This is a genomic window from Aliibacillus thermotolerans (assembly GCF_027853235.1).
Lineage (GTDB): Bacteria > Bacillota > Bacilli > Bacillales > Marinococcaceae > Aliibacillus > Aliibacillus thermotolerans.
Window position 1 is genome coordinate 39,065 of sequence record NZ_WKJG01000108.1, and the last position, 26,606, is coordinate 65,670.

A 26,606-nucleotide genomic window follows, 5' to 3' on the forward strand; every position below is an offset into this window, starting at 1 on the left:
ATGAATGGGGCGGAGAGCGGATGAAAATTGATGGTGTGTTTGCAGGGGGCGGTGTCAAAGCGTTATCGTTTGTTGGTGCGTTAGAAGTGTTAGAGCGTCACGGTTTTCGTTTTGAAAGAACAGCTGGAACGAGCGCAGGCGCAGTGGTTGCCACATTGATTCAAGCGAACTATACGTCTCGGGAATTAAAAGAAATAGGCATGTCTCTTGAATCTTCAGATATCATGAACGAAACGTGGCTGAATACGTATTTGCCGTGGGTCGCTTGGTTCTCTGTCTATTGGAGGTTAGGTCTTTATAAAGGGGATGTATTTGAACGTTGGATCAAAGGCTTGTTGCAAAGAAAAAACATCTATAGTTTTGCAGATATAAAAAAAGGATCGTTAAAAATTGTTGCTTCTGATATTACCGAGGGGAGTATCATCGTTTTTCCCGACGACCTTCCAAAATACGGATACACCGAAGAAACTTTTCCAATTGCTAAAGCAGTGACGATGAGTTGCATGATTCCATATTTTTTCCAACCGGTGAAATTTTGTCATTTTCAAAAGAAAAAAGAACCACATCTCGTCGTAGATGGTGGTTTATTAAGTAATTTTCCGATGTGGCTCTTTAAAGGGCATCAAAAGAAAAAAGAAAAGCGTCCTATTCTCGGATTTCAATTGACCCCTTCTATATTTGAACAAGAAAAAAAGAAAATTAAAAATGCGCTTGATTTATATCAGTCGCTGTTTCATACGATGAGAAATGCCTATGATTTACGATATATTTCGAAGTATCATGCCAAAGATATTGTGTTTTTACCGGTAGATCAAGTAAAAACAACATCATTTGATTTGTCGCAAAAAGATCGGGAATTATTAATTCAAATTGGGAAAACGTATACGGAAGATTTTTTAAAAAAATGGACTTATTAAATAAATATTATGATGATTTACTAATCAATCCTCCGTCTTGTTTATACCAGCCAAAGTAAATCATCAGTAGTGGATAGATGAGCGTAATCCACAATCCTACGAGCGCACTGTGTAAAAAGGTCGTTAAAACGGAATGAAACAACCATGTGTGTAAATAAATGAGAAGGAATAATCCGATGAAACCAATGACGCCAGCAATGACTCTTTTCATTAGTTGGTGCGGATAAACCATGCGATTTTTGATCGTTTCCACACTATAGCCGACCCCTCCACCGAGAAGAAGACCACAGGCGACAGCTCCTTCAGGAAAAAGAAGTAAAAGCGCTGATGGTAATACGAGTGAACAAGAAAAAACGAGTGATTCAGGTGCACTGTTCATCCAATCGCGGGTGCGATACACCGCATAAATAATAAAAACCCCTAATAACATTGCGATGATCACATGTTGAAGTGTATAAAAACCATGGAGAAGTGTAACCAGCGAGACGAGAAAAATCACCACACAAGCAAATAGTGTGAATTTTCGGTTACTCACTTCCGCGATAAAGTACCCCCAAAACGCTGTTGCCAATTGCACAGGTTCTGCGGGAAGAAAAGGAAAAGAATGCTCAGCAATTAAGTGATAAATAAAAGCGTGAATATAAAGCGTTAAGGTGAGAACGATAAATAATTTAAAACTAATATGTTTATCAACCGTCCAATAAAGAAGCGCGATGGTGGTTAAGTAGAACCATTCATTGGTGAATACCGATATTATTTCTTGAATAGCAGGCCACATTTCCTTTATCCCCCTCCTTCTCTCCAAAGAAAAAAGAACAGGGCTCAGGTTAAAAAAGAGCCCGGTTCTTTTTCCGGTTCTTTTTCCCCTCTATTACCGTTAAATTATGCTCTTTCCGACGTCTATGGATTGACTTGGAGGGGCGTTTTTTTATTGGTTTCTTATTTATACCTGACTTCACAACTTTCATCTGTTTCGCATTTGGATTCGAACGAGGGACAGAGGCGCGATATTGGTTCATTGTGATTTTCTTCATAATGACACGTGTGAAGAGAAAGTACATTCCGACAGCAACGGCCGCGCCAATAAGCAAATACATTAGTAGCGCGAATGGGTTATGAACAAGTTGATAGCCAATACCAATCATCGCCAGACCCAACACAATGGTAAGTAGTGGATGACGTAACAAACGGGACAAAAAATCACCTCCGAAAAACGCTAGCAATTGTTGAACGCGCAGCTTGGAAAGAAGGTTCTAGCAATCCGCTCATTGTTGAATCGGTCATGTGAAAAAAGTTTCTTTAACTTATATTGTACATGAAATCGAGCGATTACTCTATACTTATCATTACTCATTCCCTTATTTTCAAAAATTTATGCTTCCTACTTCATAATTTCTCCTTCTTTGAGAAAAACTAAAGAAGGAGACAATTCGATTGAGGGGGAATGGAGTATGTGGAGCTATCATCAACGTGTCGCTTCGATTGGTTTTTTTGGTGGGTTCATTTGGAGTATGGTTGGATATGCCCTTTTTTATTTAAATTTTACATCGGTCGGTCCTGCTTTGGCGCTTGATCCATGGGCCCTCCCGGATTGGAAAAAAACGTATATTGGACATCTTGTCGGCATCATATTTTTGTCCATTCTTTCCATTGGAGTTGCATTTTTATATCGTTATACTTTACAAAAACTATCATCCATTTGGCCGGGAGTGATATTTGGTGTCGTTTTATGGGGGATTGTTTTTTATTTCTTTCATCCCATTTTCCCGTCATTAAAACCGGTAACTGAATTGGATGCCGATACGATCATTACTACTTTATCTTTATATATCCTCTATGGTGTGTTTATCGGATACTCGATTTCTTTTGAGTATGAAGAAATGGAACGCTCCCAATCATAGCTAGTGCGTTTTTCCTTGTTGTGGTAAAATACAACGGAAGAGGGGATTGTCTTTGGAGAGGGAGTGGAAGAAGAGATGAAAAAAGCGTTGCTTATTAATGGCCCCAATTTAAATATGCTTGGGAAAAGAGAGCCTGATGTGTATGGGAAGACAACATTGGAAGAAATAGAAAACATGTTAACAGAGAAAGCCCGCACGAAAGGAATTGAATTAACATGTAAGCAATCGAATCATGAAGGCGACATTATTGATTGGTTGCATGAAGCAGAAGGAAACGTGGATGCAGTGATTATCAATCCAGGGGCTTTCACTCATTATAGCTATGCTATCCGTGATGCAATAGCAGCGATTTCTGTAGATGTGATTGAAGTACATATCTCAAACATACATAATAGAGAAGCATTTCGGCAACATTCTGTGATCGCTCCAGTCTCTAAAGGACAAATCGTTGGTTTTGGCATCAAAGGATATGAATTAGCATTAGAGGTAGTTAAAGGGGGATGCAATGAGTAAACGTCTTGAAAAGCTAAGAAGTGCGTTGGAAAAGCAAGATGTGGATGCTATTTTTGTAGAAAGCGAGGCGAACCGTCGCTACTTGTCAGGGTTTTCTGGTACTGCCGGTGCCTTATTCATCACGAAAACCGAAGCGTATCTTGTGACGGATTTCCGTTACGTAGAACAAGCGAAAAAACAATGCCCATCCTTCGATATTGTCGAATCCCTTTCCCGTTACGATTCGATTGGAGAACTGGCATCGAAAACCGGCATAAAAACAGTTGCATTTGAAAAAGACCATATCACGTATACGCAATATGAATGGCTAAAGAATCACGTAAAAGCGGAGTTGCTTCCTGTTAGTGACATCGTCGAAAATATTCGTCTGATAAAAGATGAAGAAGAAATTCGAATGTTGAAAAAAGCTGCTGTAATTGCGGATGAAGCGTTCTTACATGTGACAAAACAAATAAAAAGCGGGATGACGGAGCGTGAGATTCGCGACGAATTGGAATTTTTCATGAGAAAACAAGGTGCCGATGGTTCCTCTTTTGATATTATTGTGGCCTCTGGTTGGCGCAGTGCTCTACCGCACGGGGTAGCATCTGAGAAAAAAATTGAAAAAGGCGAGCTTGTCACAATGGATTTCGGAGCGTATTATCAAGGATATTGTTCCGATATTACTCGAACGGTCGCCATTGGAGAACCGTCTCCTCAGTTAAAGGAGATTTATGACATTGTCTATGATGCACAAATCCAAGCGGTAAACACCATTGGCCCGAATATGACGGGAAAAGAAGCAGATGAGATCGCAAGACAAGTGATTGAAGAAAAAGGATACGGGTCTTATTTTGGTCATAGTTTAGGTCATGGACTGGGAATGGAAGTACATGAACGTCCTCGTTTATCGAAAAATGAAAAAACTGTATTGCAGCCAGGAATGGTCGTTACGGTGGAACCTGGAATTTACGTACCAGATGTTGGTGGAACGAGAATTGAAGATGATATCGTCATTACTGAAAACGGAAATGAACGATTAACAACATCCACTAAAGAACTGATCATTATTGAAAACTAACATGCTCGGAGGGATGATTCGATGATTTCTGTCAACGATTTTAAAACTGGATTAACCATTGAAGTAGATAACGATATTTGGCAAGTGATGGAGTTTCAACACGTAAAACCAGGAAAAGGAGCTGCCTTCGTTCGTTCGAAATTACGCAGTCTTCGTACCGGATCCATTCAAGAAAAAACGTTTCGCGCTGGTGAAAAAGTGAACACAGCTCACATTGAACGAAAAAAAATGCAATATTTATACGCAAATGGCGATCAACATGCATTTATGGATTCAGAAACGTTTGAACAAATTGAGTTATCCAGTAAGCAAATTGAACATCAGCTGAATTTCTTAAAAGAAAATATGGAGGTACATGTTATTTCATATGAATCGGAAACCCTTGGGGTAGAACTACCGAACACCGTTGAACTGGAAGTAGTAGAAACAGAGCCGGGAATTAAAGGGGATACAGCATCCGGCGGTTCCAAACCAGCTGTATTAGAGACCGGTTATAAAGTACAAGTACCATTTTTCGTGAACCAAGGAGATAAACTGGTCATCGATACAAGAAGTGGAGAATACGTCTCCCGTGCCAACTAAATAACGAGAAAAAGATGATTTCGTGCGTAAAACGAAATCATCTTTTTTATTGGTCTCTTTTTCTCTTATGGAGTTCTATGTAAAGAAAAAATGAATAAAGTGTACAAACACCTCTTTTGGAAAGGAGGACTGTTCTTGAATGAAGTCATCCATCTGTTCCCGCCTCATTTACAAGGTTATTTTGCAAATCATGCCCTCCCCTCTTTCATAGAAGAAATACGCGTACGCATTCATGCACCCATTGAATTGATTACGAACGAAGGCGTCTACTATCTCCGAGATGAGAAGGAAGACTTATATGTGCTAACAGAAGAAGATGTCGATTATATTTTAAATCAATTAAGTGAATTTTCCATATATGCCTTTCATGAAGAACTCAAGCAAGGATTTATTACGACAAAAGGTGGCCACCGAGTAGGCCTTGGCGGACAAGTCGTTCAAGAAGATGGAAAAGTACAAACGATGAAACATGTTCGTTTTTTCAACATTCGTCTTGCTCGAAGTCGTCCGGGAGTTGCGCTTCCAAGTGCAAAACGTTTATATCGTTATCATGTGGATCATACGTTAATTATTGGTCCTCCTCAATCTGGGAAGACAACTTTTCTGCGTGATCTTGCTCGTATTTTAAGCAATGGTGAATGGAACGATCAACACATATCTAAAAAAGTAGCGATTGTCGACGAGCGTTCAGAAATTGCAGCGTGTTACCAAGGAATTCCATCCTTTGATGTCGGGAAAAGAACCGATGTGTTAGATCGATGTCCGAAAGCAGAAGGAATGATGATGATGATTCGCTCGATGAGTCCGGAAGTCATTATTGTGGATGAAATAGGGAGAGAAGAAGACGTAGATGCGATTTTAGAAGCTGCTTATGCTGGTGTCACGGTCATTTGTTCCGTACACGGACATAGTGAAGAAGAAATGAAAAAGAGACCAACGATGAAACGATTATTTTCTGACGTCCTTTTTAAACATATACTAACGCTCCATAGAACTTCTTTAGGGAAAGTAAAAGTGAAAGAACGTACTTTCAAGCCGTCGTTTTCGGTGATAGAAAAATGAGTTGGCTTGGAGCGCTTTTCATTTTATGTGGCTCAACGTGGACAGGTTTTTATTTTGCAAAAAAACTAACAGATCGTCCTCGTCAATTAAGACAATTAAAGGTAGCTTTGCAAACTTTTGAAGCTGAAATGATGTATGGAATGAGCCCATTAAGAGAAATAAGCGAAAAGATTAGCCGTCAACTTCCTATCCCTGTTGCGTACATTTTTCAATGTTTTTCGAGACGATTAAAACAAGGAGAGAAAAATGCAGAAGAGGCGTGGGAATATAGTTTAAATGAAACATGGCCCGCTACCGCAATGCATGAACAAGAAAAAGAAATTATGCGTCAATTTGGAGCCACGCTCGGTCAACACGAAAAACACCAACAACAAAAACATATCCGCCTTGCGATCATTCATTTAGAAAAAGAAGAAAAAGAAGCAATCGAAACGCAAAGAAAATATGAAAAAATGACGAAAACGTTAGGATTTTTAGCAGGATTACTCCTTATTATTTTGTTGATTTAAAAAAGATTAAAGGAGGACATGACAGTGGCCTATGATGTGAATACCATCTTTCAAATAGCTGGAATAGGGATTGTTGTTGCTATGATTCATACGGTGTTAAAACAAATGGGCAAAGAAGACTGGGCGCATTGGGTCACTCTCATCGGTTTTGTTGTGGTGTTGTATATGGTCGCAACGATTGTAGATGATTTATTTCAGAAAATAAGAAGTGTTTTCTTGTTACAAGGTTAGGAGGCGATGACGATTGAGATCGTTCAAATTGTCGGTTTTGCGCTCATCGCCACTTTTTTAATTCTTCTGTTACAACCGAAACAACCGGAAGTTGCCCTCCTCATTGGTCTGGCAACGGGAGCTTTTATTTTTCTTTACTTATTGGCACCAATCGAATCAGCTTTACAATTAATTTCTTCTTTATCAGGACAAGCTGGTGTGAATTCCATATATATTCAAACGCTTTTAAAGATTATCGGTGTTGCTTATATTGCTGAATTTGGCGCGCACATTGCAAGAGATGCGGATCAAGAAGCCATTGCAGCAAAAATAGAATTGGCGGGAAAACTCATCATCATTATGTTAGCGATACCAATTTTTCAAGTATTAATTGAAACGATTTTAACGCTCATGCCTCGGGGAGCTTGAGGTGAACATGATGGGGAAAAAAATCTTGGTCGTTTGTCTCGTTTTACTTTTTCACTGTATCAGCATGGGAGAAATAGTAGCGGCGCTGGATGAAAGTCAACAGGAGGAACAGGAGAATGAAGGAAGTATTGACGCGATAAAAGACGAGCAATTAGAGCAATTAAATTTAGAAGACATTCAAACTTTTTGGGATCAGTTATTAAAAGAATATGGGCCTTTTTTGCCGGAGTCACAAAAAGGTTCTTTTCATGAATTTTTACGGGAAGACACGGGTTTTTCGTTGAAAGAATGGATCATTGCTTTTTTTCGCTTTATTTTACACGAAATTATTGCTAACGGGAAATTAATGGGAACGTTAATCCTTCTTGCTTTGTTTAGTGCAATTGTAAAAACATTTCAACACGCTTTTGAAAATGAAGCAGTAAATAAAACAGCGTATAGTGTCATCTTTATTGTCATGCTTGTTATTGCTATCAATAGTTTTTACGTAGCGATGTCTTATGTGGAAGAAACGATTGCCCACATGGTTCATTTTATGACGGCCTTGCTTCCACTCATGTTAGCTCTTTTAGCCTCTACTGGTTCCCTTTCCTCCGCAGGTTTGTTTCATCCACTCGTCATGTTTCTCATCCAAACGAGTGGGTTACTCGTGCAACATATCGTGCTGCCTTTACTATTTTTTTCTGCTCTCATGAGTATTGTAAGCAGTTTAAATGATCACATCAAAGTAACAAAATTAGCTGATTTACTACAAAAGACAGCCGTTGGTATTTTAGGGTTTTTTTTTACGATTTTTATCGGTGTGATTTCTGTTCAAGGAGCAACGATGGCAGTGACAGATGGGATGGCAATAAAAACGGTGAAGTATTTTGCCGGAAATTTTATTCCGGTGATCGGAAGGATGTTTACGGATGCAGCAGATACGGTTTTAGGCGCTTCCGTATTATTAAAAAATACGATTGGAGTAGCAGGGGTCGTCATTTTGTTTGTCATTTGTGCTTTCCCGGCCTTAAAAGTGCTCGTCATCGGTTTTATATTTCATTTTACTGCAGCGGTTATTCAACCAATTGGAGAAGGTCCGTTGTTAGACTCTTTATCTACTTTAGGGAAAACGGTTATTTTTATGTTCGCTTCTTTAGCTCTCGTTGCTTTCATGTTTTTTATTGCGATCACATTTATCGTTGCTTCCGGAAATATTTCGTTGATGGTGAGGTGAGAGTCGATGGAATGGTTAGGGGAATGGATGAGTCAACTTATCATCTTTTTAATTGCCGCCTTTCTCATTGAAATATTACTTCCTTCCTCTTCCTTTCGCACCTACGTTCGACTCGTTCTCTCCTTTATATTGATGCTTCTTATTATTGAACCGATTCTTTCTTTCATGAACGTACCGAATCAATTAGAAAAAGAAGGGATTGCCTTGTTTTCCTATCTCCCTGTTTCGATGGAAGAAGAAATAAATGCACATAAAACCGAAATAGAAGCTGGACAAGATGCATATATTTCTAATCAAGTAGCGAAACAAATGCAAGCGCAAGTGGAAGAAACGATTGTGTCGAGATGGGGGTGGGAGATTGAGGATATTCAAGTAACGTATGACGAAGAGGAAATAGAAGATGTGAAAGAGTGGGTCATAACACTTTCTCTCACGGAAATAGCCGACGATCACATCACGCAACCAATACGTGTTGAACTAGCGGAAGAAAATGATTCGGAACGGGAAAATCAAAAACGAGAAATCATTAAATATTTAGAAAAAGAGTGGCAAGTAGATAGTACCCAATTACAAATCACCATGGGAGGAGGGGACCATCGTGGCAGAAGAGGATAAGAAAACGAGCATATCTTTTTTAAAAGATTTGTTGAAGGGCCAAAAGGAATCAACGAAAAAGCCGATTCCTTGGTATCTTATCGTTATTCTCTTCTTTGGCATCGCTTTAATGATATTCGGAACGATCAATAAAACAGATGTGCCGGAAGACGATTGGAATCATCTCCATCACTCCCAAGACGAAGTGGTGAAAACAGGGGCGAAACCGGAGGGAAAGGATTCTTTTACGGAAAAAGAAATGGAAGAAAGATTGGCGGATATGCTTACTAAAATTTCTGGCATTGAAAATGCGACGGTGATGGTGACGTTCGAAGGCAGTGAAAAAAAAGAATATGAAAAAAACAGCTACGTACATCAACAGACGACAAAGGAGAAAGATCAAGAAGGAGGGAGCCGCACAGTAGAAGATGGAGAAATCGAAGAGGAGATGGTTGTCCTACAAAAGGAAAATCGAGAGGAACCTGTACTTTATCAAACTAAAAATCCCGATATTCGCGGGGTGCTCGTCGTTGCTGAAGGAGTAGAGAATACCCAAATAAAAGAATGGGTCGTGGAAGCGGTGACGCGGGTGATGGATGTCGCTCCCCATAAAGTATCGGTACTGCCGAAAGAAAAAGGAAAGGAGTAAAATCATGGTATTAAAAAAACAAACGATTTGGCTCATGACGATGTTAAGTTTAACTATTGTCCTTGCGGTGTATTATGTCATGTCTCCGGATGAAACAGCCCAAGAAGCAACGGAAGAAGAAATGACAGAGAAAGAGTGGACCACGTGGCTTGATGAAGAAGAATTAGAAACAATCATCGAAGAAACCGAACCACAAGAGGATAGCGCTCAAGAAGTGCAAGGGTACACGGAAGGAAACAATTTATTTAGTGAATTGCGTATGGAAAGAGAAGAGATCCGGAGTCGTTTAAATGAACAATATACAGAACAAATTGCCTCCGATGACTTTACTGCGGAGGAAAAAAGTAAAGCATATGAAGAAAGAGAACGGCTACAACAACTCGCGCAAAATGAAAGCACGTTAGAAAGTCTCGTACAAGCGGAAGGTTATGAAGATGCCGTCGTCATTACAAGCAATCAGCAAACACGAGTGATTGTCAAAGCGAGTGAGTTATCGAAAGAGGAAGCCGCTCATCTTCATCGCTTAGCAAGAAAACATTTAGGGGTAGATGATGTCGTGATTGGCCACTACAATTAATACATGAGGAAGGGCTTCGGAGATATAGACCACTCTCCGAAGCTTTTTATATGATACATGAAAGGAGTGCGCGAAGGAAATAATGAAAATTAAGAAGTGGCATGATATAATTTAACCAACACTTTGTTGGATTCTAACATTGAGGAGAGGTTTTATTCATGGAATGGAATGATTTAACAGACGGTGCCAAAGCCGTGTTAGAACAGACCCGTAATATGAAAAATGATCAAATTCAAATAGTCGAATTCGAAGTTGGGTTTGAACATGAATATGGGGAAGGAGATAACGCTTATACCGTTTCGATCCAAGAAGAAGACTATGAGAATTTAAAGCAGTTTACGAAACATAATGAATACGGGGAAAAATATCATATGGCAAGAAATAAAAACATCGTGAAAATTATTTTATTAGAAAATGGCAAGATTCCGGAAAATTTATCAGAGTACCCGGTTTTTCGTCAATATAAATATGAATACGTAGAAAAACAAGCTCAAAAGGAGCAGGCAGAAAGTGACGCAAAAGACATAGAATAAAGTATGGGGGTGGATGGATTGAGTGAATACCGTGCGATTGATTTAGAAAACACGAAAAATGAATTAGGCACGATTGAAATAGCACCGGAAGTGATTGAAGTGATCGCAGGTTTAGCGGCCTCGGAAGTGGAAGGAGTACATTCGCTAAGAGGAAGCTTTGCAACGGATGTAGCAGAAAGATTTGGTCGGAAAAATCATGGCAAGGGCGTCAAAGTTGACTTAGGAAGTGAAGAATCAGGAACGACAATCGATATTTCTGTTACCCTTCGTTACGGTGTATCCATTCCGGAAGTGGCGAAAAATATTCAAGAGAACATTCATCAAGCCATTCAAACGATGACAGCAATTCCATTAGAGGCGATTAATGTTCATATCGTCGGTGTACAGCTTAATACGACAGAAGAGAGCGAGCAATCATAGGCTCTTTTCTTTTCTCGAAGTTTTGGAAAAAGGAGATTAAATGAATGAATCGACGTCTAGCAAGGCTGAGAGCAATCCAAACATTATACCAAGTAGATTTAATCGGTGCGAATTGGGAAGAAGCTTTGCGTCACACGGTGGAACCCGGGGAAGTAGCTAGTGAATTTTTGTTTGAAATTATAGAAGGGACGCTGAAACATCAAGAAGAAATTGACGAATGTATTGAAAGAAACGTCACCAATTGGAAAATGGAACGCATTGGGAATGTGGACCGGGCCGTGCTCCGGCTTGCAACGTATGAAATGTTGTTTGCAGAAGACATTCCGCTACATGTGAGTGTGAATGAAGCAGTCGAACTTGCAAAAGCATTTGGTGGCGAAGAACCTAGTAAATTTGTGAACGGTGTCTTATCAAAAATATTAGATGAAGTAAAACAAAAGGAGAGGGAACAATGACAGCAGAAATTATTGATGGCAAAGAAGTCGCAGCATCTTTACGCGCAGAAATAAAAGAAGAAGTGGCACGCTTAAAAAAAGAGATAACACCTGGACTTGCCGTTATTTTAGTCGGTAATAATCCCGCTTCTCGCTCTTACGTGAAAGGAAAAGAAAAAGCTTCCAAAGAAGTAGGTATTCACTCCGAGCTCGTTGAACTACCCGAAGATACGTCGGAAGAAACGTTACTGAGTACCGTTGATCGTTTCAATGAAGACCCGAATATTCATGGCATATTAGTACAGTTGCCTCTACCGGATCATATATCGGACAAAAAAGTGATTGAACGCATTCTTCCAGAAAAAGATGTCGATGGCTTCCACCCAATTAACATAGGTCGGATGATGACTGGCCAAGAGGCGTTTTTACCTTGTACCCCTTTTGGCATCATGAAAATGCTTGAATATAAAGATATTAATGTCCGAGGAAAGCATGCAGTGGTCATTGGAAGAAGTAATATCGTTGGAAAACCGGCGGGACAATTGTTATTGAATGCAGATGCGACGGTGACTTATTGTCATTCAAAAACACCCCAGTTAGAAAAGTATACATCCCAAGCGGATATTTTAATTGCAGCTGTTGGACGTCAAGAAATGATTCGAAAAGAGCATGTAAAAGAAGGTGCAGTTGTTATCGATGTCGGGATGAATCGAAAAGAAAACGGGAAATTGTGCGGAGACGTTTTATTTGATGAAGTGAAAGAAAAAGCTTCTTACATAACACCCGTTCCGGGAGGCGTCGGACCGATGACAATTACGATGCTTCTTTACAATACGATGTTATCTGCAAAAAAACGACTAGGTAGGGAGTAGTTATGTTGACCGGAGAGAAAAAATGGGCGACGGTGACGGAATTAACGACTCAAATCAAAAAGACGCTCGAAATGAATGATCAATTACAACATGTTTTGTTGCGTGCGGAAATTTCCAACTTCAAAAGACATAGTCGTGGACATATGTATTTTACTTTAAAAGATGAACGTTCCCGCATTTCCGCTGTGATGTTTGCTGGGAAAAACCGTTTTTTAAAATTTGAACCCGAAAATGGGATGAACGTACTTGTAGTAGGAAACGTCTCCGTGTATGAACCGTTCGGACAATACCAATTGTACGTCCAACAGATGGAACCAGACGGACTGGGGCAACTGTATGTACGTTTTGAACAATTAAAAACGCAACTGGAAAAAGAAGGGCTGTTTGCGCCAGAAAGAAAAAAGCCACTTCCAAAGTTGCCGAAAGAAATTGCCATCGTCACTTCTCCCACAGGAGCGGCAATTCAAGATATGATTTCAACATTAAAAAGGCGCTTCCCACCGGCTCGGATTACTCTTTTCCCGGTGCTTGTCCAAGGAAAGGAAGCGCCACATTCGATCGTGACGGGGCTTGAACGAGTGGAAGCAATGGGGGAGTTTGATGTTGTTATTGTCGGACGGGGCGGAGGTTCGCTCGAAGAATTGTGGGCTTTTAATGAAGAGATCGTAGCAAGAAAAATTGCTTCCATGTCCATGCCGGTTGTGTCAGCAGTCGGACATGAAACCGACGTAACGATTGCGGATTTTGTCTCAGATGTTCGGGCCGCAACGCCAACAGCAGCGGCGGAGTTAGTTGCTCCTGAACAAAAAGAAATGCTCGAAAAAGTTAAGCAATGGCAACATCGTCTGGAACGGGTCATACGAGAACAAATCAATCACCGTAGGGACAAACTGTATCAGTTACAACGTTCTTATGCTTTTCGTTATCCTGCCCGTCTCTTGCAGCAAAAAGAACAAGAACTAGATCGGTTAATAGAAAGATTACATAAACAGATGCATGACATCCAACGGGGAAAGGAAGAACGATTACGCACGTTAGAAAAACGACTGGAACGTGAGCATCCATTACAATTGGCAAAAAGAGAAACGGAAAAATTAACAGAATACAATCGACGACTCACGCAAGGGATGAATCACTTTTTCCAAATGAAGAAGGAACGCTTTCATGCAAACTTACAGAAGTTGGAACTATTAAACCCGCTTTCTATTATGGAAAGAGGATATCAAGTTTCTTATACTGAAGATGACACGCTCATTACTTCTGTCGATCAGCTATCAATCGGACAGTCCTTTCGGATGTATGTATCGGATGGTACGGTGAAAGGAACGGTATCTTCTATCTCGAAAAACACGATTTTCCCGGAAGAAAAGGAAGGAGAGAAGAATGACTGATCACAAAGAAAAAACGCTATCTTTTGAAGAAGCGATGGAACAATTAGAGAAGATTGTGACAACGCTAGAAGAAGGAGAAGTACCACTTGAAAAAGCGATCCAAATGTATCAAGAAGGGATGACGTTATCGAACGTATGTCATCAAAAATTAAAAACAGTAGAAAAACAAATGGATCGCATCATTACGGAAGATGGGGAGATCACCTCATTACAGACAGAGGAGGACGACGGTTGAATACGACGTCACTACAAACATTTATCGAAGCATATAAAAAAGAAATTGATCAAAGGCTTCCGCTATTTATCGAAAATTTATCTTGCCCCGGCCGTTTAAAAGAGGCCATGTTGTATTCTCTCAACGCTGGTGGGAAAAGGGTACGACCATTATTAATGTTAGCAACCATTGCCACGTACCGTGACATTGAGGAAACAGATTATCAAGTCGCTTGTGCGTTGGAATGCATTCATACATATTCACTCATTCACGATGATTTACCGGCGATGGATGATGATGATTTTCGTCGGGGAAAACCGACCAATCATCGCGTATTTGGAGAAGCGATGGCCATTTTGGCAGGAGACGGGCTATTGACTCGCGCTTTTGAACTGGTTAGTACTTTGGAAGGCGTCTCCCCGGAAGTGAAAATGACATTAGTACAACAATTGGCGGAAGCTTCCGGTGCAGAAGGAATGGTCGGAGGACAGGTTGCCGATTTGGAAGGGGAAAAAAAAGAGCTTGAATTAAAGGAATTGGAATATATCCATCATCACAAGACTGGGGCTCTCTTACGATATGCGATCGTAGCGGGAGCAATTTTAGCAAAAGCGACGGAGGAAGACATTTTTCATTTACGGACATTTTCAGAACAGCTAGGGCTTGTCTTCCAAATTAAAGATGATATTTTGGATGTGGAAGGAAATCCTGATCAAATGGGGAAAGCAATAGGTTCCGATGAAAGTAAACTTAAAAGCACCTATCCACGTTTACTCTCATTGGAAGGAGCAAAAGAGAAGTTACAAATACACGCCGACCAAGCGCTTTCCAGTTTACACTCGATCGAAAAGGATGTTTCATTATTGGCGCAATTTGTAGAATACATTACGAATCGCTCTCACTAAGAGGGCGATATTTTGTTTGTGCAGGTGTTGATATCCATGATATAATAAAAGTACAAAATTCGGATGGTGCAGTATTCTAGTCAATTCTCCATTCTCGAGGGCGGGCCTAAAAATCCGCTAAAGGGCACATCGATGAAGTTCCTGGTGTTGGCTCGAGGCGCCCAGCCTTGGGTCAATGTTGGGAGTAAAGGCGTTAAGGGCGATCTACAATGGCATGTGGGCGTGAACCCTTTTCGCCGCGGAGGCCTTGTTCTCTGTTTTTCCAGGACATACTACAGAAGAACAAGGTTAGACCTGCATGGCAGGCTGTGGGAAAGTCTGGCTGCAGTGTAGCCTGCCTTGAGTGGAGCAAGGGGGATGGTTCTAAAGAAAGAAAGTATTCGCTGGCCAACGAGTGCTTTCTTTATACCTGAAACCTGCTCTGCAAAAGAGGCTAAGAGAGTGGCACGGAATTGTTGAGGAAAGCTCCTAGACTGCTCTTCGGACGGTAAAAGTGGATTGCAGTGTGTCCTAAGTGGCAATCCAGTCTGATGTTCGGCGACGGCATCAAATCACTTTTAAAGGGAAACCGCCATCGTGGCAACACATGGTAAGTGATTGGGAAATCCTACTGGACCTAAGGCACAAGATTTACACTTTTACCGACCATCCGAACGCGTACATAGTTGGATATGCTTTCGCCATCAAAAACTTGGCGATAAGCCAAGTTTTTAATTATGATAACCAAAAGACGTCTCGATATTAGGTGATTAGGGAAATAATGAATAATATGTGGAAAAACTCACTGAAATGGAGTATTTTAATTGCCGTTATCACGTTCGTGTTAGCGGCTATTTTTACAATCATCTCAACCGCTTTATTATCTGGAGTTGGCTGGGCTGCCGGCATGCTTGTTGTTTTGGTCATCATCTTTATCGGTGTGTTTTTTGATATTATCGGTGTAGCTGCTACTGCTGCAACGAGTGCGTCTTTCCATGCGATGGCAGCGAAAAAAATTCCAGGAGCACAAGAAGCGGTTTTCATTAACCGAAATGCCGACAAAGTGGCTAATTTTTGTGCCGACGTTGTAGGAGATGTGTCCGGGGTAGTGAGTGGGACGGCTGCTTCTGCTGTGGTGATTCAATTAACTTTGGCAGCAAATGCTGGGGATGGGTCTACTTTTCAGTTCGTTGTCAATGTTATTTTTACCGCATTAGTCGCTGCACTTACTGTCGGAGGGAAAGCTCTCGGAAAAACTTTTGCCATCGAGAACGCAAATAAAATTATTTTTCAAGTCGGGCACTTGTATCACTGGATAAAAAAAGTTTTCTATCCGACAAAAAATAAATAATTCACATGAATACATGATCGAAAGTGAGGGTTCCATTGAATGAATCTAGAGACAATAAAGGACCCGAAGTTTTTAAAAAATTGTAGTCGTAACGACCTGGAAACGCTCGCAACAAAAATACGTCAATTTTTAATTGAAAAATTATCTGTTACCGGTGGGCATCTTGGTCCGAACTTAGGGGTCGTTGAATTAACGATTGCACTGCACACGTTATACGACAGCCCAAAGGACAAGCTCATTTGGGATGTTGGTCACCAAGCGTATGTTCATAAGATTTTAACCGGACGAGCAAACCAATTTGATACTCTGCGTCAATATAAAGGATTATGCGGTTTTCCGAAGCGATCTGAAAGTGAGCATGACGTATGGGAAACAGGCCATAGCTCTACTTCTCTTTCCGCTGCGATGGGAATGGCTGTCGCACGAGACTTAAAACAAACAGACGAAGAAATCGTTGCAATTATTGGGGATGGAGCTCTCACTGGTGGGATGGCTCTGGAAGCGTTAAATCACATCGGACATGAAAAAACAAACATCACGATTATTTTAAACGATAACGAAATGTCCATCGCTCCGAATGTAGGAGCTCTTCACAGTATTCTCGGTCGTCTTCGCACAGCTGGAAAGTACCAAAAAGTGAAAGAAGACGTCGAATATTTATTGAAAAAAATCCCTGCTTTTGGAGGAAGAATTGCTACTGTTGCAGAGCGGGTGAAAGATAGTTTAAAGTATTTGCTCGTTTCCGGAATGTTCTTTGAAGAGATGGGATTTACTTATTTCGGTCCAGTAGATGGACATGATTATGACGATTTATTCGCAAACATTCAATATGCGAAAGATACAAACGGTCCGGTGTTAGTCCATGTCATGACGAAAAAAGGAAAAGGGTACGCCCCGGCTGAAAATGATGCGAAAGGAACATGGCACGGTCTTGGTCCTTATAAAATGGAATCCGGGGAAGTCATAAAAAAACCCGGTCCTCCTTCCTATAGTTCCGTTTTTAGCAATACGTTAATTCGTTTGGCAGAAAAAGATAAGCGGATTGTGGCACTTACCGCTGCCATGCCAGGAGGCACGAAGCTGGACCAATTTGGTGAAAAGTTTCCGGATCGTATGTTTGATGTCGGTATTGCAGAACAGCATGCCACGACGATGGCCGGAGGGTTGGCAGCCCAAGGAATGAAACCGGTTTTTGCGGTTTATTCTACCTTCTTACAAAGAGGGTATGATCAGCTCGTTCATGACGTATGTCGACAAAATTTAAATGTTTTCTTTGCGATTGACCGAGCAGGGCTCGTTGGTGCTGACGGGGAAACCCATCAAGGCGTATTTGACATTGCGTATTTACGTCATTTACCAAATATGAAAATACTCATGCCAAAAGATGAGAATGAACTGCAACATATGATTTACACAGCCATTCAATATGATGACGGACCAATTGCTGTTCGATATCCACGGGGAAATGGTTACGGAATTCCAATGGATGAAGAATTTCAAGAAATTGAGATCGGATCGTGGGAAGTTGAAAAAGAAGGAAGCGATGCAACCATTTTAACATTCGGTACTCTCTTGCCAATGGCAATGGAAGCAGCACGCACATTGGAAAAATCCTCAATACATGTTCGGGTCGTGAATGCTCGTTCCGTCAAGCCGTTAGACGAAGAAATGATGGCAATGTTTATGCAAGAAAATAAACCGATATTAACATTGGAAGAAGCGTCCTTGATGGGAAGCTTTGGAAGCGCGATTTTAGAACATATTCATGATCAAGGGGCACATCATATGGTTGTAGAAAGAATGGGAATACCGGATCGATATATCGAACATGGCAGTGTCCCGGAATTATATGAGGAAATCGGATTAACGACAGAAAATATCGTTGCCACGATTCGTTCTCTCATACCAGGGAAAAAGCAGAGGGCGTAATGAATGAAAAAAGTACGTGCGGATGTTTTATTGGTAGAAAAAGGCTATTTTGAATCGAGGGAACAAGCAAAACGATCGATCATGGCGGGGCTCGTCTATGCAGATGATGAGCCTGTCGACAAGCCGGGAGCAAAAATAGATTCGACCGCATTGATACGAGTGAAAGGAGAAACCCATCCGTATGTCAGTCGCGGTGGCTTAAAACTTGAAAAAGCAATTGCGTCTTTTGGTCTTTCTTTTCAAAATAAAATCGTCCTTGATATCGGGGCATCTACGGGAGGATTCACCGATTGTGCTCTCCAACATGGCGCAAAGCTTGTCTATGCCGTCGATGTCGGGTATAACCAACTCGCTTGGAAATTGCGAAATCATAAGCAAGTGGAAGTGATGGAACGATATAACTTTCGCTATGCATCAAAAGAAGATTTTACAAAAGGAAAAGTGGAGATCGCTGTTGCGGATGTCTCCTTTATCTCGTTAAAATTGCTTTTGCCACCTCTTTGTGAACTTCTCACGAACGATGCGGATGTTTGTCTCCTCATTAAACCACAATTTGAAGCAGGCAAAGAGAAGGTAGGGAAAAAAGGAATTGTACGGAACGCTGATGTGCACGTGGAAGTCATTTCCGATATTGTCACTTTTTCATCTCAATTACAGTTCGTACCGTGGGGATTAGACTATTCACCTATTACCGGAGGAGATGGCAATATCGAATATTTATTTCATGCGAAATGGCTTCCGAAGAATACGGTGACCTCAGCCTTTTCAATAACAAATATTCCCGAGATTGTACGAGCTGCACATCGTCATCATTATCACGAGAGAGGATAACCTCTCTCTTTTTAGTTTCTATTTTTAAACGTTTTAGTGTATAATTATAATAACCATTGAAAAATTGGAGGAAACTGAGATGACGATGACAAAAGGACAACGCCATATAAAAATCCGCGAGTTAATATCTAATTTTGATATTGATACGCAAGATGAGTTAGTTGAACGTCTGAGAAATGCAGGATATAACGTGACACAAGCGACTGTTTCCCGAGATATTAAAGAACTGCACTTAGTGAAAGTTCCAACGGCTGACGGCCGTTATAAATACAGTTTACCTGCGGACAAGCGTTTTAATCCGATTGAAAAACTCAAACGTTCACTCATTGATAGTTTTATTAGCATTGATCGAGCCAACAATTTAGTTGTCATGAAAACATTACCTGGAAATGCGAATGCAGTTGGCGCGTTAATTGATAATTTAACATGGGAGGAAATTATCGGAACGGTGTGCGGTGACGATACCATTCTCATCATTTGTCGCGATGACAAAACGGGCGAAGACATTGTCCAACGCTTTCTTGATATGCTATAAAAGGAATCGTAGAGCCGAGGTGAAAAGGTGCTAGAAGAGATTACCATTAAAAATTTTGCCATTATTGAAGAGTTAACTATTTCTTTTCAAACGGGACTTACGGTGTTAACAGGGGAAACAGGAGCGGGAAAGTCCATTATTATCGATGCGATTGGCTTATTGATCGGTGCGCGAGGTTCTGTGGAATTCGTGCGTCATGGGCAAGATCGGGCGGAAATTGAAGGCCTGTTTTCAATAGAAAAAGATCATCCGATACGTTCCTTTCTGGAGAAAACGGGTATCGATACCTCTGATGATATGGTGATTTTACGACGAGACATCACGAATCGGGGGAAAAGCATCTGTCGAGTCAACGGAAAATTAGTAACCCTGTCTATCCTTCGAGAAGTAGGACAATCCCTTTTGGATATCCACGCACAACATGAACATCAAGAATTAATGCAACCGGAAAAACATTTAACCATTTTAGACCGTTTTGCCAAAGAAATGATAAAAGAGACGCTATTTGATTATAAAAACCGTTATCATACGTATCAGCGTCTCAGATCTCAATGGAGAAAATGGCAAGAAAATGATCAGGAAATGGCCAATCGCCTTGATTTTCTTCAATATCAGTTACGTGAAATTGAACAAGCCTCCTTGTCTCCGAATGAAGATTTCTCTTTAGAAAAAGAAAGACATGTTTTATCCCACAGTGAAAAACTATATCAACAATTGGGAAGTACGTATAATAGCCTTAATGGGGAAGGAAAAGCGTTAGATTGGATCGGACAAGCGGTCGCTCATATAGAGGAAGCGGCACAGATTGACTCAGAAATGGCAGTGCAGTTGGAACGAATCCAAGAAGCTTTGTTTACGTTAGAAGAAAGTGCCAGCGACATTCGCAATCGCATGGAGGCGATTTCTTTTGATCCAAATCGTTTAAATGAAATTGAAGCAAGATTAGATGAAATAAACCGATTAAAGCGAAAATACGGGGAGACAGTAGAAGAAATATTAGAACATGCCGCGCGTATAGAAGAAGAAATCGATTCTTTATCCAATAAAGAAGAAAAGCTCGCCGCGCTAGAAAAAGAAATGAACGCCTCCGCTTTAGATGTGAAAGCGGAAGCAGATACGTTAACCGACTTAAGAAAGCAAGCTGCCGCTCAACTTGTCCAAGATATTATGAAGGAGCTTGCGGATTTATATATGGAACATGCGCGTCTCCATGTGGAGATAACGAACCTTACATCTGGCATTCCAATACATACGGAAGAAAGAGAAGTTTACGTCAATGAAAACGGTCAAGACCACGTGCAATTTTACATTGCTACCAATGCCGGGGAACCGTTAAAACCTTTAACGAAAGTTGCTTCCGGAGGAGAAATTTCTCGTATTATGCTTGCGATGAAAACAGTATTGGCTCGTTTTCAACATGTGACTTCGCTTATTTTTGATGAAGTGGATACAGGTGTTAGCGGGAGAGTAGCTCAGTCGATTGCAGAAAAAATTTATCGAGTATCGACCCATTCACAAGTCATCTGTATTTCTCATTTGCCACAAGTAGCAGCAATGGCAGATCACCATTTGTTTATCGAAAAACGTGAAAAAAAAGATCGAGTAACGACCACGGTCACGTCTTTAAACGATGAAAAACGAACCGAAGAAATTGCCCGAATGATTTCCGGAGTGGAAGTGACTGCTTTAGCGAAAGAAAACGCCAAAGAATTATTACAAATGGCAGAAAAAATTAAAACCAATTCTTGAAATGCTGGCCTGTTTTGGTCAGCTTTTTTAGTTGGACCAACTTATAAAACGAACCTCCAAAGGCAACATTAGAAGTAACGAACACGATTAAAAAGGGGATGAGGAGGATTCGTTAAATGGAATGGGGGAGAAAAATTGTTGGAATGATATGTTTTACTTGTATGACACTTTTATTCATCCAAAGCAATGCTACCACTTTTTTACACGTTCCCGATCACATTGTTTTATTTGAATCAGAGTGGGAAAATGAGGATATTATACATGAAAAACTAGCTATGGACAAAGAAGGAAATATTGAAACAGATGAAGAAGCAGAAACGGTGTCCGTAAAAATAGCGCCATTACCGGAAAAAAAGACAAATGTCACAAAAATTCCAGATATTAAAGTGATACCCGGCGGTGATTCCATTGGGGTTCAATTAGAATCTCACGGCGTCATGGTCATCGGGTTTCATGAGATAAAAGAAGGCGAAAAAAGATTTTCACCTGCGAAAAAAGCCGGTTTAGAAATTGGAGACCGCATCGTACAAATCAACCAGAAAAAAATCAATTCTTTAGATGATGTGGTGGATGTATTAGAGGAGACAACAAGTGAAAGTGTCACTGTACACATTGAACGCGGAAATAAACAAAAGGAAATAGAAGTATCGATTCATAAAGGAAAAGATGGCAATATCATCGGTGCCTATATACGACAAAGCGCATCCGGTGTTGGAACATTAACTTTTTATGAACCGAAAACAGGAAAATTCGGTGCGCTCGGTCATGTCATTGCAGATCCCGATACGAAAGATCCTATTGAAATTTCAGAAGGTAAAATTATGCGCTCTACGGTAAATGATATTGAAAAAGGCATCAACGGTACTCCTGGGGAAAAGCGTGCTACAATAATACCTGAAAAAGAAACATTGGGAAAAGTCACTAAAAATAGTCCTTTCGGTGTTTTTGGAGTATTAGATGAAGAAAAGCTGCAACAAAATAAAATAACCAAAAAAGCCCTTCCCATTGCTTTTGCGGATGAAGTAAAAAAAGGGCCTGCCCAATTGTGGACGGTGGTGGAAGGCGAAAAAATTGAAGCTTTCGATATCGAAATTGTACAAACCGTTCCTCAGATGGAAAGAGCAACAAAAGGGATGGTCATTGAAGTTACCGATGAAAAATTAATTGAAAAAACCGGGGGAATTATTCAAGGAATGAGCGGCAGTCCGATTATTCAAGATGGAAAACTTGTTGGGGCGGTAACGCATGTATTTGTCAATGAAGCAAAAACAGGATATGCCTCTCATATTGAATGGATGTTAGAAGAAGCCGGAATAAACACGTATAAAGAAGAACGTACCAAAGATAAGAAAACTGCTTCCTAGCAGTTTTTTTATCTTTCAAACGACAAAAAACGACAATTTCATATAAATTTAAGATTGTCAAATGTCGAATGTACACATGAAACAAAGAAAAAGTAAATTTTCTAAAGCAAATAAAATGTAAATATATTTTAAAGTAAAATTAAAGGATAAAACGGTTTGTTGTCGAAAATAAGTGTTGGAGAAACAACTTTTTTAGTGATGAGGAGGTACTTCCGTGGAAAAAGTGAAAGTGTGCGTTGCAGATGATAATCGTGAATTAGTAGGATTGTTAACAGAATATATTCACGCGCAGGAGGATATGGAAGTCGTTGGATCTGCATACAACGGGCAAGAATGTTTGGACATTGTAGAGAATACTGACCCTGATATCCTCGTTTTAGACATTATTATGCCACATTTAGATGGATTGGCTGTGTTATCGAAATTACAGGAAAAGCAATCTCGTCCAAAGGTAATTATGTTAACGGCATTCGGGCAAGAAGACGTGACAAAAAAAGCGGTGCAGTTAGGAGCTTCTTATTTTGTATTGAAACCTTTCGATATGGAAACACTTATTAAACATATTCGCGACTTAAAAGGACAGAAACAACCGATGATCGAACAGCGTGATTCCAATCTTTCCATTGCCCGTGAAGAAAATCAATCACAAGAAGTGAATTTAAGTCAAAGTATTACGAATGTGATCCATGAAATTGGCGTTCCTGCCCATATCAAAGGATACTTATATTTAAGAGAAGCCATTACGATGGTGTATCATGACATTGAATTGTTAGGTTCCATTACAAAAGTGCTCTATCCCGATATCGCGAAAAAATACAATACAACTTCCAGCAGGGTAGAAAGAGCGATTCGCCATGCGATTGAAGTTGCATGGAGCAGAGGCAATGTGGACTCCATCTCAAAAATGTTTGGCTACACGATCAACATGTCCAAAGCAAAACCGACCAATTCTGAATTTATTGCGATGGTTGCGGATAAATTAAGGCTTGAGCATCAAGTGTCTTAATGCAATGTATCAATCAATGGTTACCGCGTTTTTCGTTCTCATGCTGTTCACCAACTAACGTCAAAATAAAACTAATAAATATTTTTTTGAAAGCAACTAACACCTTCTCTTCATTGGGAAAATCCCATGGATAGGAGGTGTTTTTACTGTTTGTGGAAAGAGGACAAAAGCGAACTGCGATCTTTGTGTCGCTTTTTCCTAGATGAAACGAATTCCCACTTGAATATCTCTTTTCATGCATGAACGTCCTTCCGATTGGTCCATACTACAGGAAAAGGAGGAAGAAGTATGTCAATCCAAGGTAGGGCATTTTTTTATGAAAAGACAAAAAAGATCCGTCGTATTCATCATCCCGAAGATATCGTGTTTATTACTCATCAAGATATAGATGAAGTTGCGGCTCAATCGTTAATCGACCATGGGGTAAAAGTGATGATCAATGAGAAATCATCCATGAGTGGTCGATTTTATCATGAAGGTGTAAAACGGTTATTGGAAGCAAATGTACGCGTGTTCGATTTGTGCAACACGTTGTCGGCTCGTGTTGTTCACGGGAAACAAGTCATGATTGAACGTCATCAGTTGTTTTTACGAGAGGAACGGTTGCTCCCAATCGCAATAGTTGAAGAATATGACCGTCTTCGTCTTGCGCAATTGGAAAAGAAAGCAAGAGAAGTGTGGTTGGAAAATTTCATCAAGTTTGGTGAGAATAGTATACGTCACGCCGACAAGGAATTGTCGCTGTTACGGTATTGTTGGGAAAGGTGGCCGGAAGGAAGAGCGTTTTTAAACGAAGAAGTGCTCATTGTTTCGAGAGGAAACCACTATAAAGAAGATTTATCTTTTGCTTTTCAATTGTTACCATTAAAAAACATAACAATTGTTGCTGTGGACGGGGCAGCGGATACTTGCGCGTCACTGGGATACATTCCTGATTATATTGTTGGTGATATGGATTCGGTGAGCAATGATTTACTACAATCAGGTGCGAAACTCATCGTTCATGAAAACGAGCGTGGAGAAGCGCCGGGGATGAAACGGTTGGAGCGGTTAGGGCTTACCGCAACGAAAAAAAGGTGGGCGGGGGTAAGTGAAGATGTTGCGATTATCCATAGCTTAAAAGAGGGAGCAAAGCGTCTTTTTATCGTCGGTGGACAGCGTGGCATGGAAGAATATTTAGCAAAAGGGAGAGAAGGAATGGGCTCTTCTCTCTTAGTACGGATGATCGCGGGAAATCGAATCATTGATTTAAAAGGGATTCACGCTTGTTTTCAAGAGTTACTTCCTATTTCCGTTACCGGTCGATACCCATCTTTACTCACATTACTTGAACGTTCAACGGCCTCGCCTGTAAAGGAGGCTCAGCCGTGATTGTTAGTGTCATTGTGCCTGCTTACAATGAAGAAAAAAATATAAAAACGACGTTGAAAGCCATTAAAAAAGCCGGTTTTGCGGACGAAGTTGTAGGAGTGAATGATGGTAGTCGGGATAAAACGGGGAAAATTTTAGAAAAATATTGTGATAAAACGATTTCTTTTATTAAAAACCACGGAAAAACAACCGCTGTACAAGTTGGCTGGCTCGCTTGTCGTGGAGATATTATTGTGATTTTAGATGCCGATCTAAAAGAAAGCGCCATGCATGGAGCGAAATTAATTGAACCACTGATAAACAATGAGGCGGATTTAATTATCGGTGCGGTCAAAAACACGAAAAGCGGCTTTGGCTTCGTGAAAAAACGAGTGCAGCGATTGATTGAAAAAAAGTGCGGGGTCTATTTAGAAATGCCTTTATCTGGACAACGCGCGTTTTTACGCAAACATTTAAATGATTATCAAGAAGTAAAAGCCGATGGTTTTGGTTTAGAAACGATGATGACGTTAAAAGCGATTGAAAAAGGATTTACCATTAAAGAAATTGAAGCCCCTTTTGTCCATATCGGGAAAGGAAAAGGACCTTTTGGATGGTGGCATCGCGGAAAACAATGGGTGGAGGTGGAGCGGAGTTTATGGAAATATGGGAAATCTTCTTTATAAGTTTGTTACCTCTTACTTTGTTCCCTGTCATGCAATCCATCTCTTATCAAAAAAAATGGTTACAGCGGAATTATGAAGGAAAACGAATTCCTTATACGTTAGGTGTGTTACTTCTAAGTTATACCGCTTTATTTTTCTATGTTTTTCCCGTGGAACATCGATTGTTATTATTAGTGTATATCACGTTATTGTGGTTTGTTGGTTGGATGGACGATGTGAAAGGAACGAAATATCCGAAAGGTATTAAAGGACATCTTCGGTACTTTATCGAATATAAAAAATGGACCACTGCTTTAACTAAAATGCTAGGTATCAGTGTGGCATCGTTTTTTGTGATCATTGTCAGCGCTGACATGGACTGGGGTGCACTCATATCGTTTGGTATATTGATTTTATCCCCGCACGTTACCAATGCCTTTGATACGAGACCATTACGCGTCTGGAAATGGTCGGTCATTCAATTTATTATCTTTTCTTTTTTCCTTCCATCCATTCAAGAAAATATAGCGTTGTATATGTTCATTTTTTTGATCGTTTGGGGATATGTCGAGACCACGAAAAAAGCAATGCTCGGTGATAACGGGGCAACGTGTATTGGCGGGATAATTGCGGTGTTACTCGTATTTTCAACCCCTTTATCTGTTCAACTCGTTACGTTGTTTTTATATGTCGGCATTACATGGATCGTAGAAAAAATCTCTCTTCACGAGTGGATTGAGAAAATCTCGATGTTACGAGCAATTGATCGATTGGGACGACTATAGTAGATCCTATATTTGTGACAGGAAGAGTTCAAATGGAATAGAGACAGTTGAAACTTGTGGAAGGATGTCTAGAA

At 40.4% G+C, this 26,606-nt stretch carries 32 protein-coding genes; 30 read left to right on the forward strand and 2 right to left on the reverse strand.

Features of this window, described 5'->3' with window-relative positions; genetic code table 11:
* Positions 1–20 precede the first annotated feature (20 nt).
* Complete coding sequence (locus GJS40_RS14220; RefSeq protein ID WP_270898508.1) at positions 21–917, forward strand: patatin-like phospholipase family protein; 897 nt, start codon at positions 21–23, stop codon at positions 915–917.
* Between the two features lie 7 nt (positions 918–924).
* Here GJS40_RS14220 and GJS40_RS14225 read toward each other — a convergent pair whose 3' ends face one another.
* The gene (locus GJS40_RS14225; protein WP_270898509.1) at positions 925–1,695 is read right to left on the reverse strand and encodes a phosphatase PAP2 family protein; all 771 of its coding nucleotides are present in this window, start codon (positions 1,693–1,695) and stop codon (positions 925–927) included.
* 49 nt (positions 1,696–1,744) lie between these two features.
* Positions 1,745–2,113: an SA1362 family protein gene (locus GJS40_RS14230; protein ID WP_270898510.1), complete on the reverse strand. Its 369-nt coding sequence runs from the start codon at positions 2,111–2,113 to the stop codon at positions 1,745–1,747.
* 255 nt (positions 2,114–2,368) lie between these two features.
* Here GJS40_RS14230 and GJS40_RS14235 point away from each other — a divergent pair, with 255 nt between their 5' ends.
* The 29 genes from GJS40_RS14235 to GJS40_RS14375 all read left to right on the forward strand — a co-directional run bounded on the left by GJS40_RS14235 (position 2,369) and on the right by GJS40_RS14375 (position 26,532).
* Entirely contained in the window at positions 2,369–2,818 is a 450-nt protein-coding gene (locus GJS40_RS14235) for a YqhR family membrane protein (protein WP_270898511.1), read from the forward strand.
* Positions 2,819–2,893: 75 nt separating this feature from the next.
* Positions 2,894–3,331: a type II 3-dehydroquinate dehydratase gene (gene aroQ, locus GJS40_RS14240; protein ID WP_270898512.1), complete on the forward strand. Its 438-nt coding sequence runs from the start codon at positions 2,894–2,896 to the stop codon at positions 3,329–3,331.
* Complete coding sequence (locus GJS40_RS14245; RefSeq protein WP_270898513.1) at positions 3,324–4,391, forward strand: M24 family metallopeptidase; 1,068 nt, start codon at positions 3,324–3,326, stop codon at positions 4,389–4,391. The genes aroQ and GJS40_RS14245 overlap by 8 nt, the downstream gene beginning before the upstream one ends.
* Positions 4,392–4,412: 21 nt before the next feature.
* Positions 4,413–4,973: an elongation factor P gene (efp, locus tag GJS40_RS14250; RefSeq protein ID WP_270898514.1), complete on the forward strand. Its 561-nt coding sequence runs from the start codon at positions 4,413–4,415 to the stop codon at positions 4,971–4,973.
* 135 nt (positions 4,974–5,108) lie between these two features.
* Complete coding sequence (gene spoIIIAA / locus GJS40_RS14255) at positions 5,109–6,035, forward strand: stage III sporulation protein AA (RefSeq protein ID WP_270898515.1); 927 nt, start codon at positions 5,109–5,111, stop codon at positions 6,033–6,035.
* Complete coding sequence (gene spoIIIAB / locus GJS40_RS14260) at positions 6,032–6,544, forward strand: stage III sporulation protein SpoIIIAB (protein WP_270898516.1); 513 nt, start codon at positions 6,032–6,034, stop codon at positions 6,542–6,544. Before spoIIIAA ends, spoIIIAB begins: the two co-directional genes overlap by 4 nt.
* Positions 6,545–6,568: 24 nt before the next feature.
* On the forward strand, positions 6,569–6,775 hold the full coding sequence (gene spoIIIAC / locus GJS40_RS14265) for a stage III sporulation protein AC (RefSeq protein ID WP_270898517.1): 207 nt from the start codon (positions 6,569–6,571) through the stop codon (positions 6,773–6,775).
* Positions 6,776–6,787: 12 nt separating this feature from the next.
* Positions 6,788–7,183, forward strand: a complete 396-nt coding sequence (gene spoIIIAD / locus GJS40_RS14270) for a stage III sporulation protein AD (RefSeq protein WP_270898555.1) — start codon at positions 6,788–6,790, stop codon at positions 7,181–7,183.
* Between the two features lie 10 nt (positions 7,184–7,193).
* Positions 7,194–8,399 carry a stage III sporulation protein AE gene (spoIIIAE, locus tag GJS40_RS14275; protein ID WP_270898518.1) on the forward strand — a complete coding sequence of 402 codons (1,206 nt, stop codon included), beginning with the start codon at positions 7,194–7,196 and terminating at the stop codon, positions 8,397–8,399.
* A gap of 6 nt (positions 8,400–8,405) precedes the next feature.
* Positions 8,406–9,014: a stage III sporulation protein AF gene (gene spoIIIAF / locus GJS40_RS14280; RefSeq protein ID WP_270898519.1), complete on the forward strand. Its 609-nt coding sequence runs from the start codon at positions 8,406–8,408 to the stop codon at positions 9,012–9,014.
* The gene (gene spoIIIAG, locus GJS40_RS14285) at positions 8,998–9,642 is read left to right on the forward strand and encodes a stage III sporulation protein AG (protein ID WP_270898520.1); all 645 of its coding nucleotides are present in this window, start codon (positions 8,998–9,000) and stop codon (positions 9,640–9,642) included. The genes spoIIIAF and spoIIIAG overlap by 17 nt, the downstream gene beginning before the upstream one ends.
* A 4-nt stretch (positions 9,643–9,646) precedes the next feature.
* A complete protein-coding gene (locus GJS40_RS14290) occupies positions 9,647–10,219 on the forward strand; it encodes a SpoIIIAH-like family protein (RefSeq protein ID WP_270898521.1) in 573 nt (190 codons plus the stop codon).
* 158 nt (positions 10,220–10,377) lie between these two features.
* Positions 10,378–10,752: a hypothetical protein gene (locus GJS40_RS14295; protein WP_270898522.1), complete on the forward strand. Its 375-nt coding sequence runs from the start codon at positions 10,378–10,380 to the stop codon at positions 10,750–10,752.
* An 18-nt stretch (positions 10,753–10,770) separates the two neighbouring features.
* Positions 10,771–11,172, forward strand: a complete 402-nt coding sequence (locus GJS40_RS14300; RefSeq protein WP_270898523.1) for an Asp23/Gls24 family envelope stress response protein — start codon at positions 10,771–10,773, stop codon at positions 11,170–11,172.
* 44 nt (positions 11,173–11,216) lie between these two features.
* Entirely contained in the window at positions 11,217–11,627 is a 411-nt protein-coding gene (gene nusB, locus GJS40_RS14305) for a transcription antitermination factor NusB (RefSeq protein ID WP_270898524.1), read from the forward strand.
* Positions 11,624–12,478 (forward strand): bifunctional methylenetetrahydrofolate dehydrogenase/methenyltetrahydrofolate cyclohydrolase FolD, encoded by an 855-nt coding sequence (folD, locus tag GJS40_RS14310; RefSeq protein WP_270898525.1) that lies wholly within the window; start codon positions 11,624–11,626, stop codon positions 12,476–12,478. The genes nusB and folD overlap by 4 nt, the downstream gene beginning before the upstream one ends.
* 5 nt (positions 12,479–12,483) lie before the next feature.
* A complete protein-coding gene (xseA, locus tag GJS40_RS14315) occupies positions 12,484–13,869 on the forward strand; it encodes an exodeoxyribonuclease VII large subunit (RefSeq protein WP_270898526.1) in 1,386 nt (461 codons plus the stop codon).
* Positions 13,862–14,104: an exodeoxyribonuclease VII small subunit gene (gene xseB, locus GJS40_RS14320; RefSeq protein ID WP_270898527.1), complete on the forward strand. Its 243-nt coding sequence runs from the start codon at positions 13,862–13,864 to the stop codon at positions 14,102–14,104. Before xseA ends, xseB begins: the two co-directional genes overlap by 8 nt.
* Positions 14,101–14,988 carry a polyprenyl synthetase family protein gene (locus GJS40_RS14325; RefSeq protein ID WP_270898528.1) on the forward strand — a complete coding sequence of 296 codons (888 nt, stop codon included), beginning with the start codon at positions 14,101–14,103 and terminating at the stop codon, positions 14,986–14,988. The genes xseB and GJS40_RS14325 overlap by 4 nt, the downstream gene beginning before the upstream one ends.
* A 760-nt stretch (positions 14,989–15,748) precedes the next feature.
* On the forward strand, positions 15,749–16,318 hold the full coding sequence (locus tag GJS40_RS14330) for a hypothetical protein (RefSeq protein ID WP_270898529.1): 570 nt from the start codon (positions 15,749–15,751) through the stop codon (positions 16,316–16,318).
* A 39-nt stretch (positions 16,319–16,357) separates the two neighbouring features.
* Entirely contained in the window at positions 16,358–18,247 is a 1,890-nt protein-coding gene (gene dxs / locus GJS40_RS14335) for a 1-deoxy-D-xylulose-5-phosphate synthase (RefSeq protein WP_270898530.1), read from the forward strand.
* Between the two features lie 3 nt (positions 18,248–18,250).
* Positions 18,251–19,078 carry a TlyA family RNA methyltransferase gene (locus GJS40_RS14340; protein ID WP_270898531.1) on the forward strand — a complete coding sequence of 276 codons (828 nt, stop codon included), beginning with the start codon at positions 18,251–18,253 and terminating at the stop codon, positions 19,076–19,078.
* Between the two features lie 85 nt (positions 19,079–19,163).
* Positions 19,164–19,613 carry a transcriptional regulator AhrC/ArgR gene (gene ahrC, locus GJS40_RS14345; protein ID WP_270898556.1) on the forward strand — a complete coding sequence of 150 codons (450 nt, stop codon included), beginning with the start codon at positions 19,164–19,166 and terminating at the stop codon, positions 19,611–19,613.
* A gap of 27 nt (positions 19,614–19,640) precedes the next feature.
* A complete protein-coding gene (gene recN / locus GJS40_RS14350) occupies positions 19,641–21,362 on the forward strand; it encodes a DNA repair protein RecN (RefSeq protein ID WP_270898532.1) in 1,722 nt (573 codons plus the stop codon).
* A gap of 116 nt (positions 21,363–21,478) precedes the next feature.
* Positions 21,479–22,726: a SpoIVB peptidase gene (gene spoIVB / locus GJS40_RS14355; protein ID WP_270898533.1), complete on the forward strand. Its 1,248-nt coding sequence runs from the start codon at positions 21,479–21,481 to the stop codon at positions 22,724–22,726.
* 214 nt (positions 22,727–22,940) lie between these two features.
* Complete coding sequence (gene spo0A / locus GJS40_RS14360) at positions 22,941–23,732, forward strand: sporulation transcription factor Spo0A (RefSeq protein ID WP_270898534.1); 792 nt, start codon at positions 22,941–22,943, stop codon at positions 23,730–23,732.
* Between the two features lie 288 nt (positions 23,733–24,020).
* Complete coding sequence (gene steA / locus GJS40_RS14365) at positions 24,021–25,103, forward strand: putative cytokinetic ring protein SteA (protein ID WP_270898535.1); 1,083 nt, start codon at positions 24,021–24,023, stop codon at positions 25,101–25,103.
* Positions 25,100–25,768, forward strand: coding sequence for a glycosyltransferase family 2 protein (locus GJS40_RS14370; RefSeq protein WP_270898536.1), 669 nt, complete (start codon positions 25,100–25,102; stop codon positions 25,766–25,768). Before steA ends, GJS40_RS14370 begins: the two co-directional genes overlap by 4 nt.
* Positions 25,741–26,532: a hypothetical protein gene (locus GJS40_RS14375; RefSeq protein WP_270898537.1), complete on the forward strand. Its 792-nt coding sequence runs from the start codon at positions 25,741–25,743 to the stop codon at positions 26,530–26,532. The genes GJS40_RS14370 and GJS40_RS14375 overlap by 28 nt, the downstream gene beginning before the upstream one ends.
* The last annotated feature ends 74 nt before the right edge of the window (positions 26,533–26,606 follow it).

Bases quoted from the DNA above. Each gene is read 5' to 3' on its own strand.
- spoIIIAB (WP_270898516.1), top strand. From the start codon at position 6,032: ATGAGTTGGCTTGGAGCGCTTTTCATTTTATGTGGCTCAACGTGGACA.
- GJS40_RS14245 (WP_270898513.1), top strand. From the start codon at position 3,324: ATGAGTAAACGTCTTGAAAAGCTAAGAAGTGCGTTGGAAAAGCAAGAT.
- ahrC (WP_270898556.1), top strand. From the start codon at position 19,164: ATGACAAAAGGACAACGCCATATAAAAATCCGCGAGTTAATATCTAAT.
- folD (WP_270898525.1), top strand. From the start codon at position 11,624: ATGACAGCAGAAATTATTGATGGCAAAGAAGTCGCAGCATCTTTACGC.
- GJS40_RS14330 (WP_270898529.1), top strand. From the start codon at position 15,749: ATGAATAATATGTGGAAAAACTCACTGAAATGGAGTATTTTAATTGCC.
- nusB (WP_270898524.1), top strand. From the start codon at position 11,217: ATGAATCGACGTCTAGCAAGGCTGAGAGCAATCCAAACATTATACCAA.
- xseB (WP_270898527.1), top strand. From the start codon at position 13,862: ATGACTGATCACAAAGAAAAAACGCTATCTTTTGAAGAAGCGATGGAA.
- GJS40_RS14295 (WP_270898522.1), top strand. From the start codon at position 10,378: ATGGAATGGAATGATTTAACAGACGGTGCCAAAGCCGTGTTAGAACAG.
- efp (WP_270898514.1), top strand. From the start codon at position 4,413: ATGATTTCTGTCAACGATTTTAAAACTGGATTAACCATTGAAGTAGAT.
- spoIVB (WP_270898533.1), top strand. From the start codon at position 21,479: ATGGAATGGGGGAGAAAAATTGTTGGAATGATATGTTTTACTTGTATG.
- GJS40_RS14225 (WP_270898509.1), bottom strand. From the start codon at position 1,695: ATGTGGCCTGCTATTCAAGAAATAATATCGGTATTCACCAATGAATGG.
- spoIIIAE (WP_270898518.1), top strand. From the start codon at position 7,194: ATGGGGAAAAAAATCTTGGTCGTTTGTCTCGTTTTACTTTTTCACTGT.
- spoIIIAF (WP_270898519.1), top strand. From the start codon at position 8,406: ATGGAATGGTTAGGGGAATGGATGAGTCAACTTATCATCTTTTTAATT.
- GJS40_RS14340 (WP_270898531.1), top strand. From the start codon at position 18,251: ATGAAAAAAGTACGTGCGGATGTTTTATTGGTAGAAAAAGGCTATTTT.
- GJS40_RS14235 (WP_270898511.1), top strand. From the start codon at position 2,369: ATGTGGAGCTATCATCAACGTGTCGCTTCGATTGGTTTTTTTGGTGGG.
- GJS40_RS14220 (WP_270898508.1), top strand. From the start codon at position 21: ATGAAAATTGATGGTGTGTTTGCAGGGGGCGGTGTCAAAGCGTTATCG.
- steA (WP_270898535.1), top strand. From the start codon at position 24,021: ATGTCAATCCAAGGTAGGGCATTTTTTTATGAAAAGACAAAAAAGATC.
- GJS40_RS14375 (WP_270898537.1), top strand. From the start codon at position 25,741: ATGGAAATATGGGAAATCTTCTTTATAAGTTTGTTACCTCTTACTTTG.
- aroQ (WP_270898512.1), top strand. From the start codon at position 2,894: ATGAAAAAAGCGTTGCTTATTAATGGCCCCAATTTAAATATGCTTGGG.
- GJS40_RS14290 (WP_270898521.1), top strand. From the start codon at position 9,647: ATGGTATTAAAAAAACAAACGATTTGGCTCATGACGATGTTAAGTTTA.
- dxs (WP_270898530.1), top strand. From the start codon at position 16,358: ATGAATCTAGAGACAATAAAGGACCCGAAGTTTTTAAAAAATTGTAGT.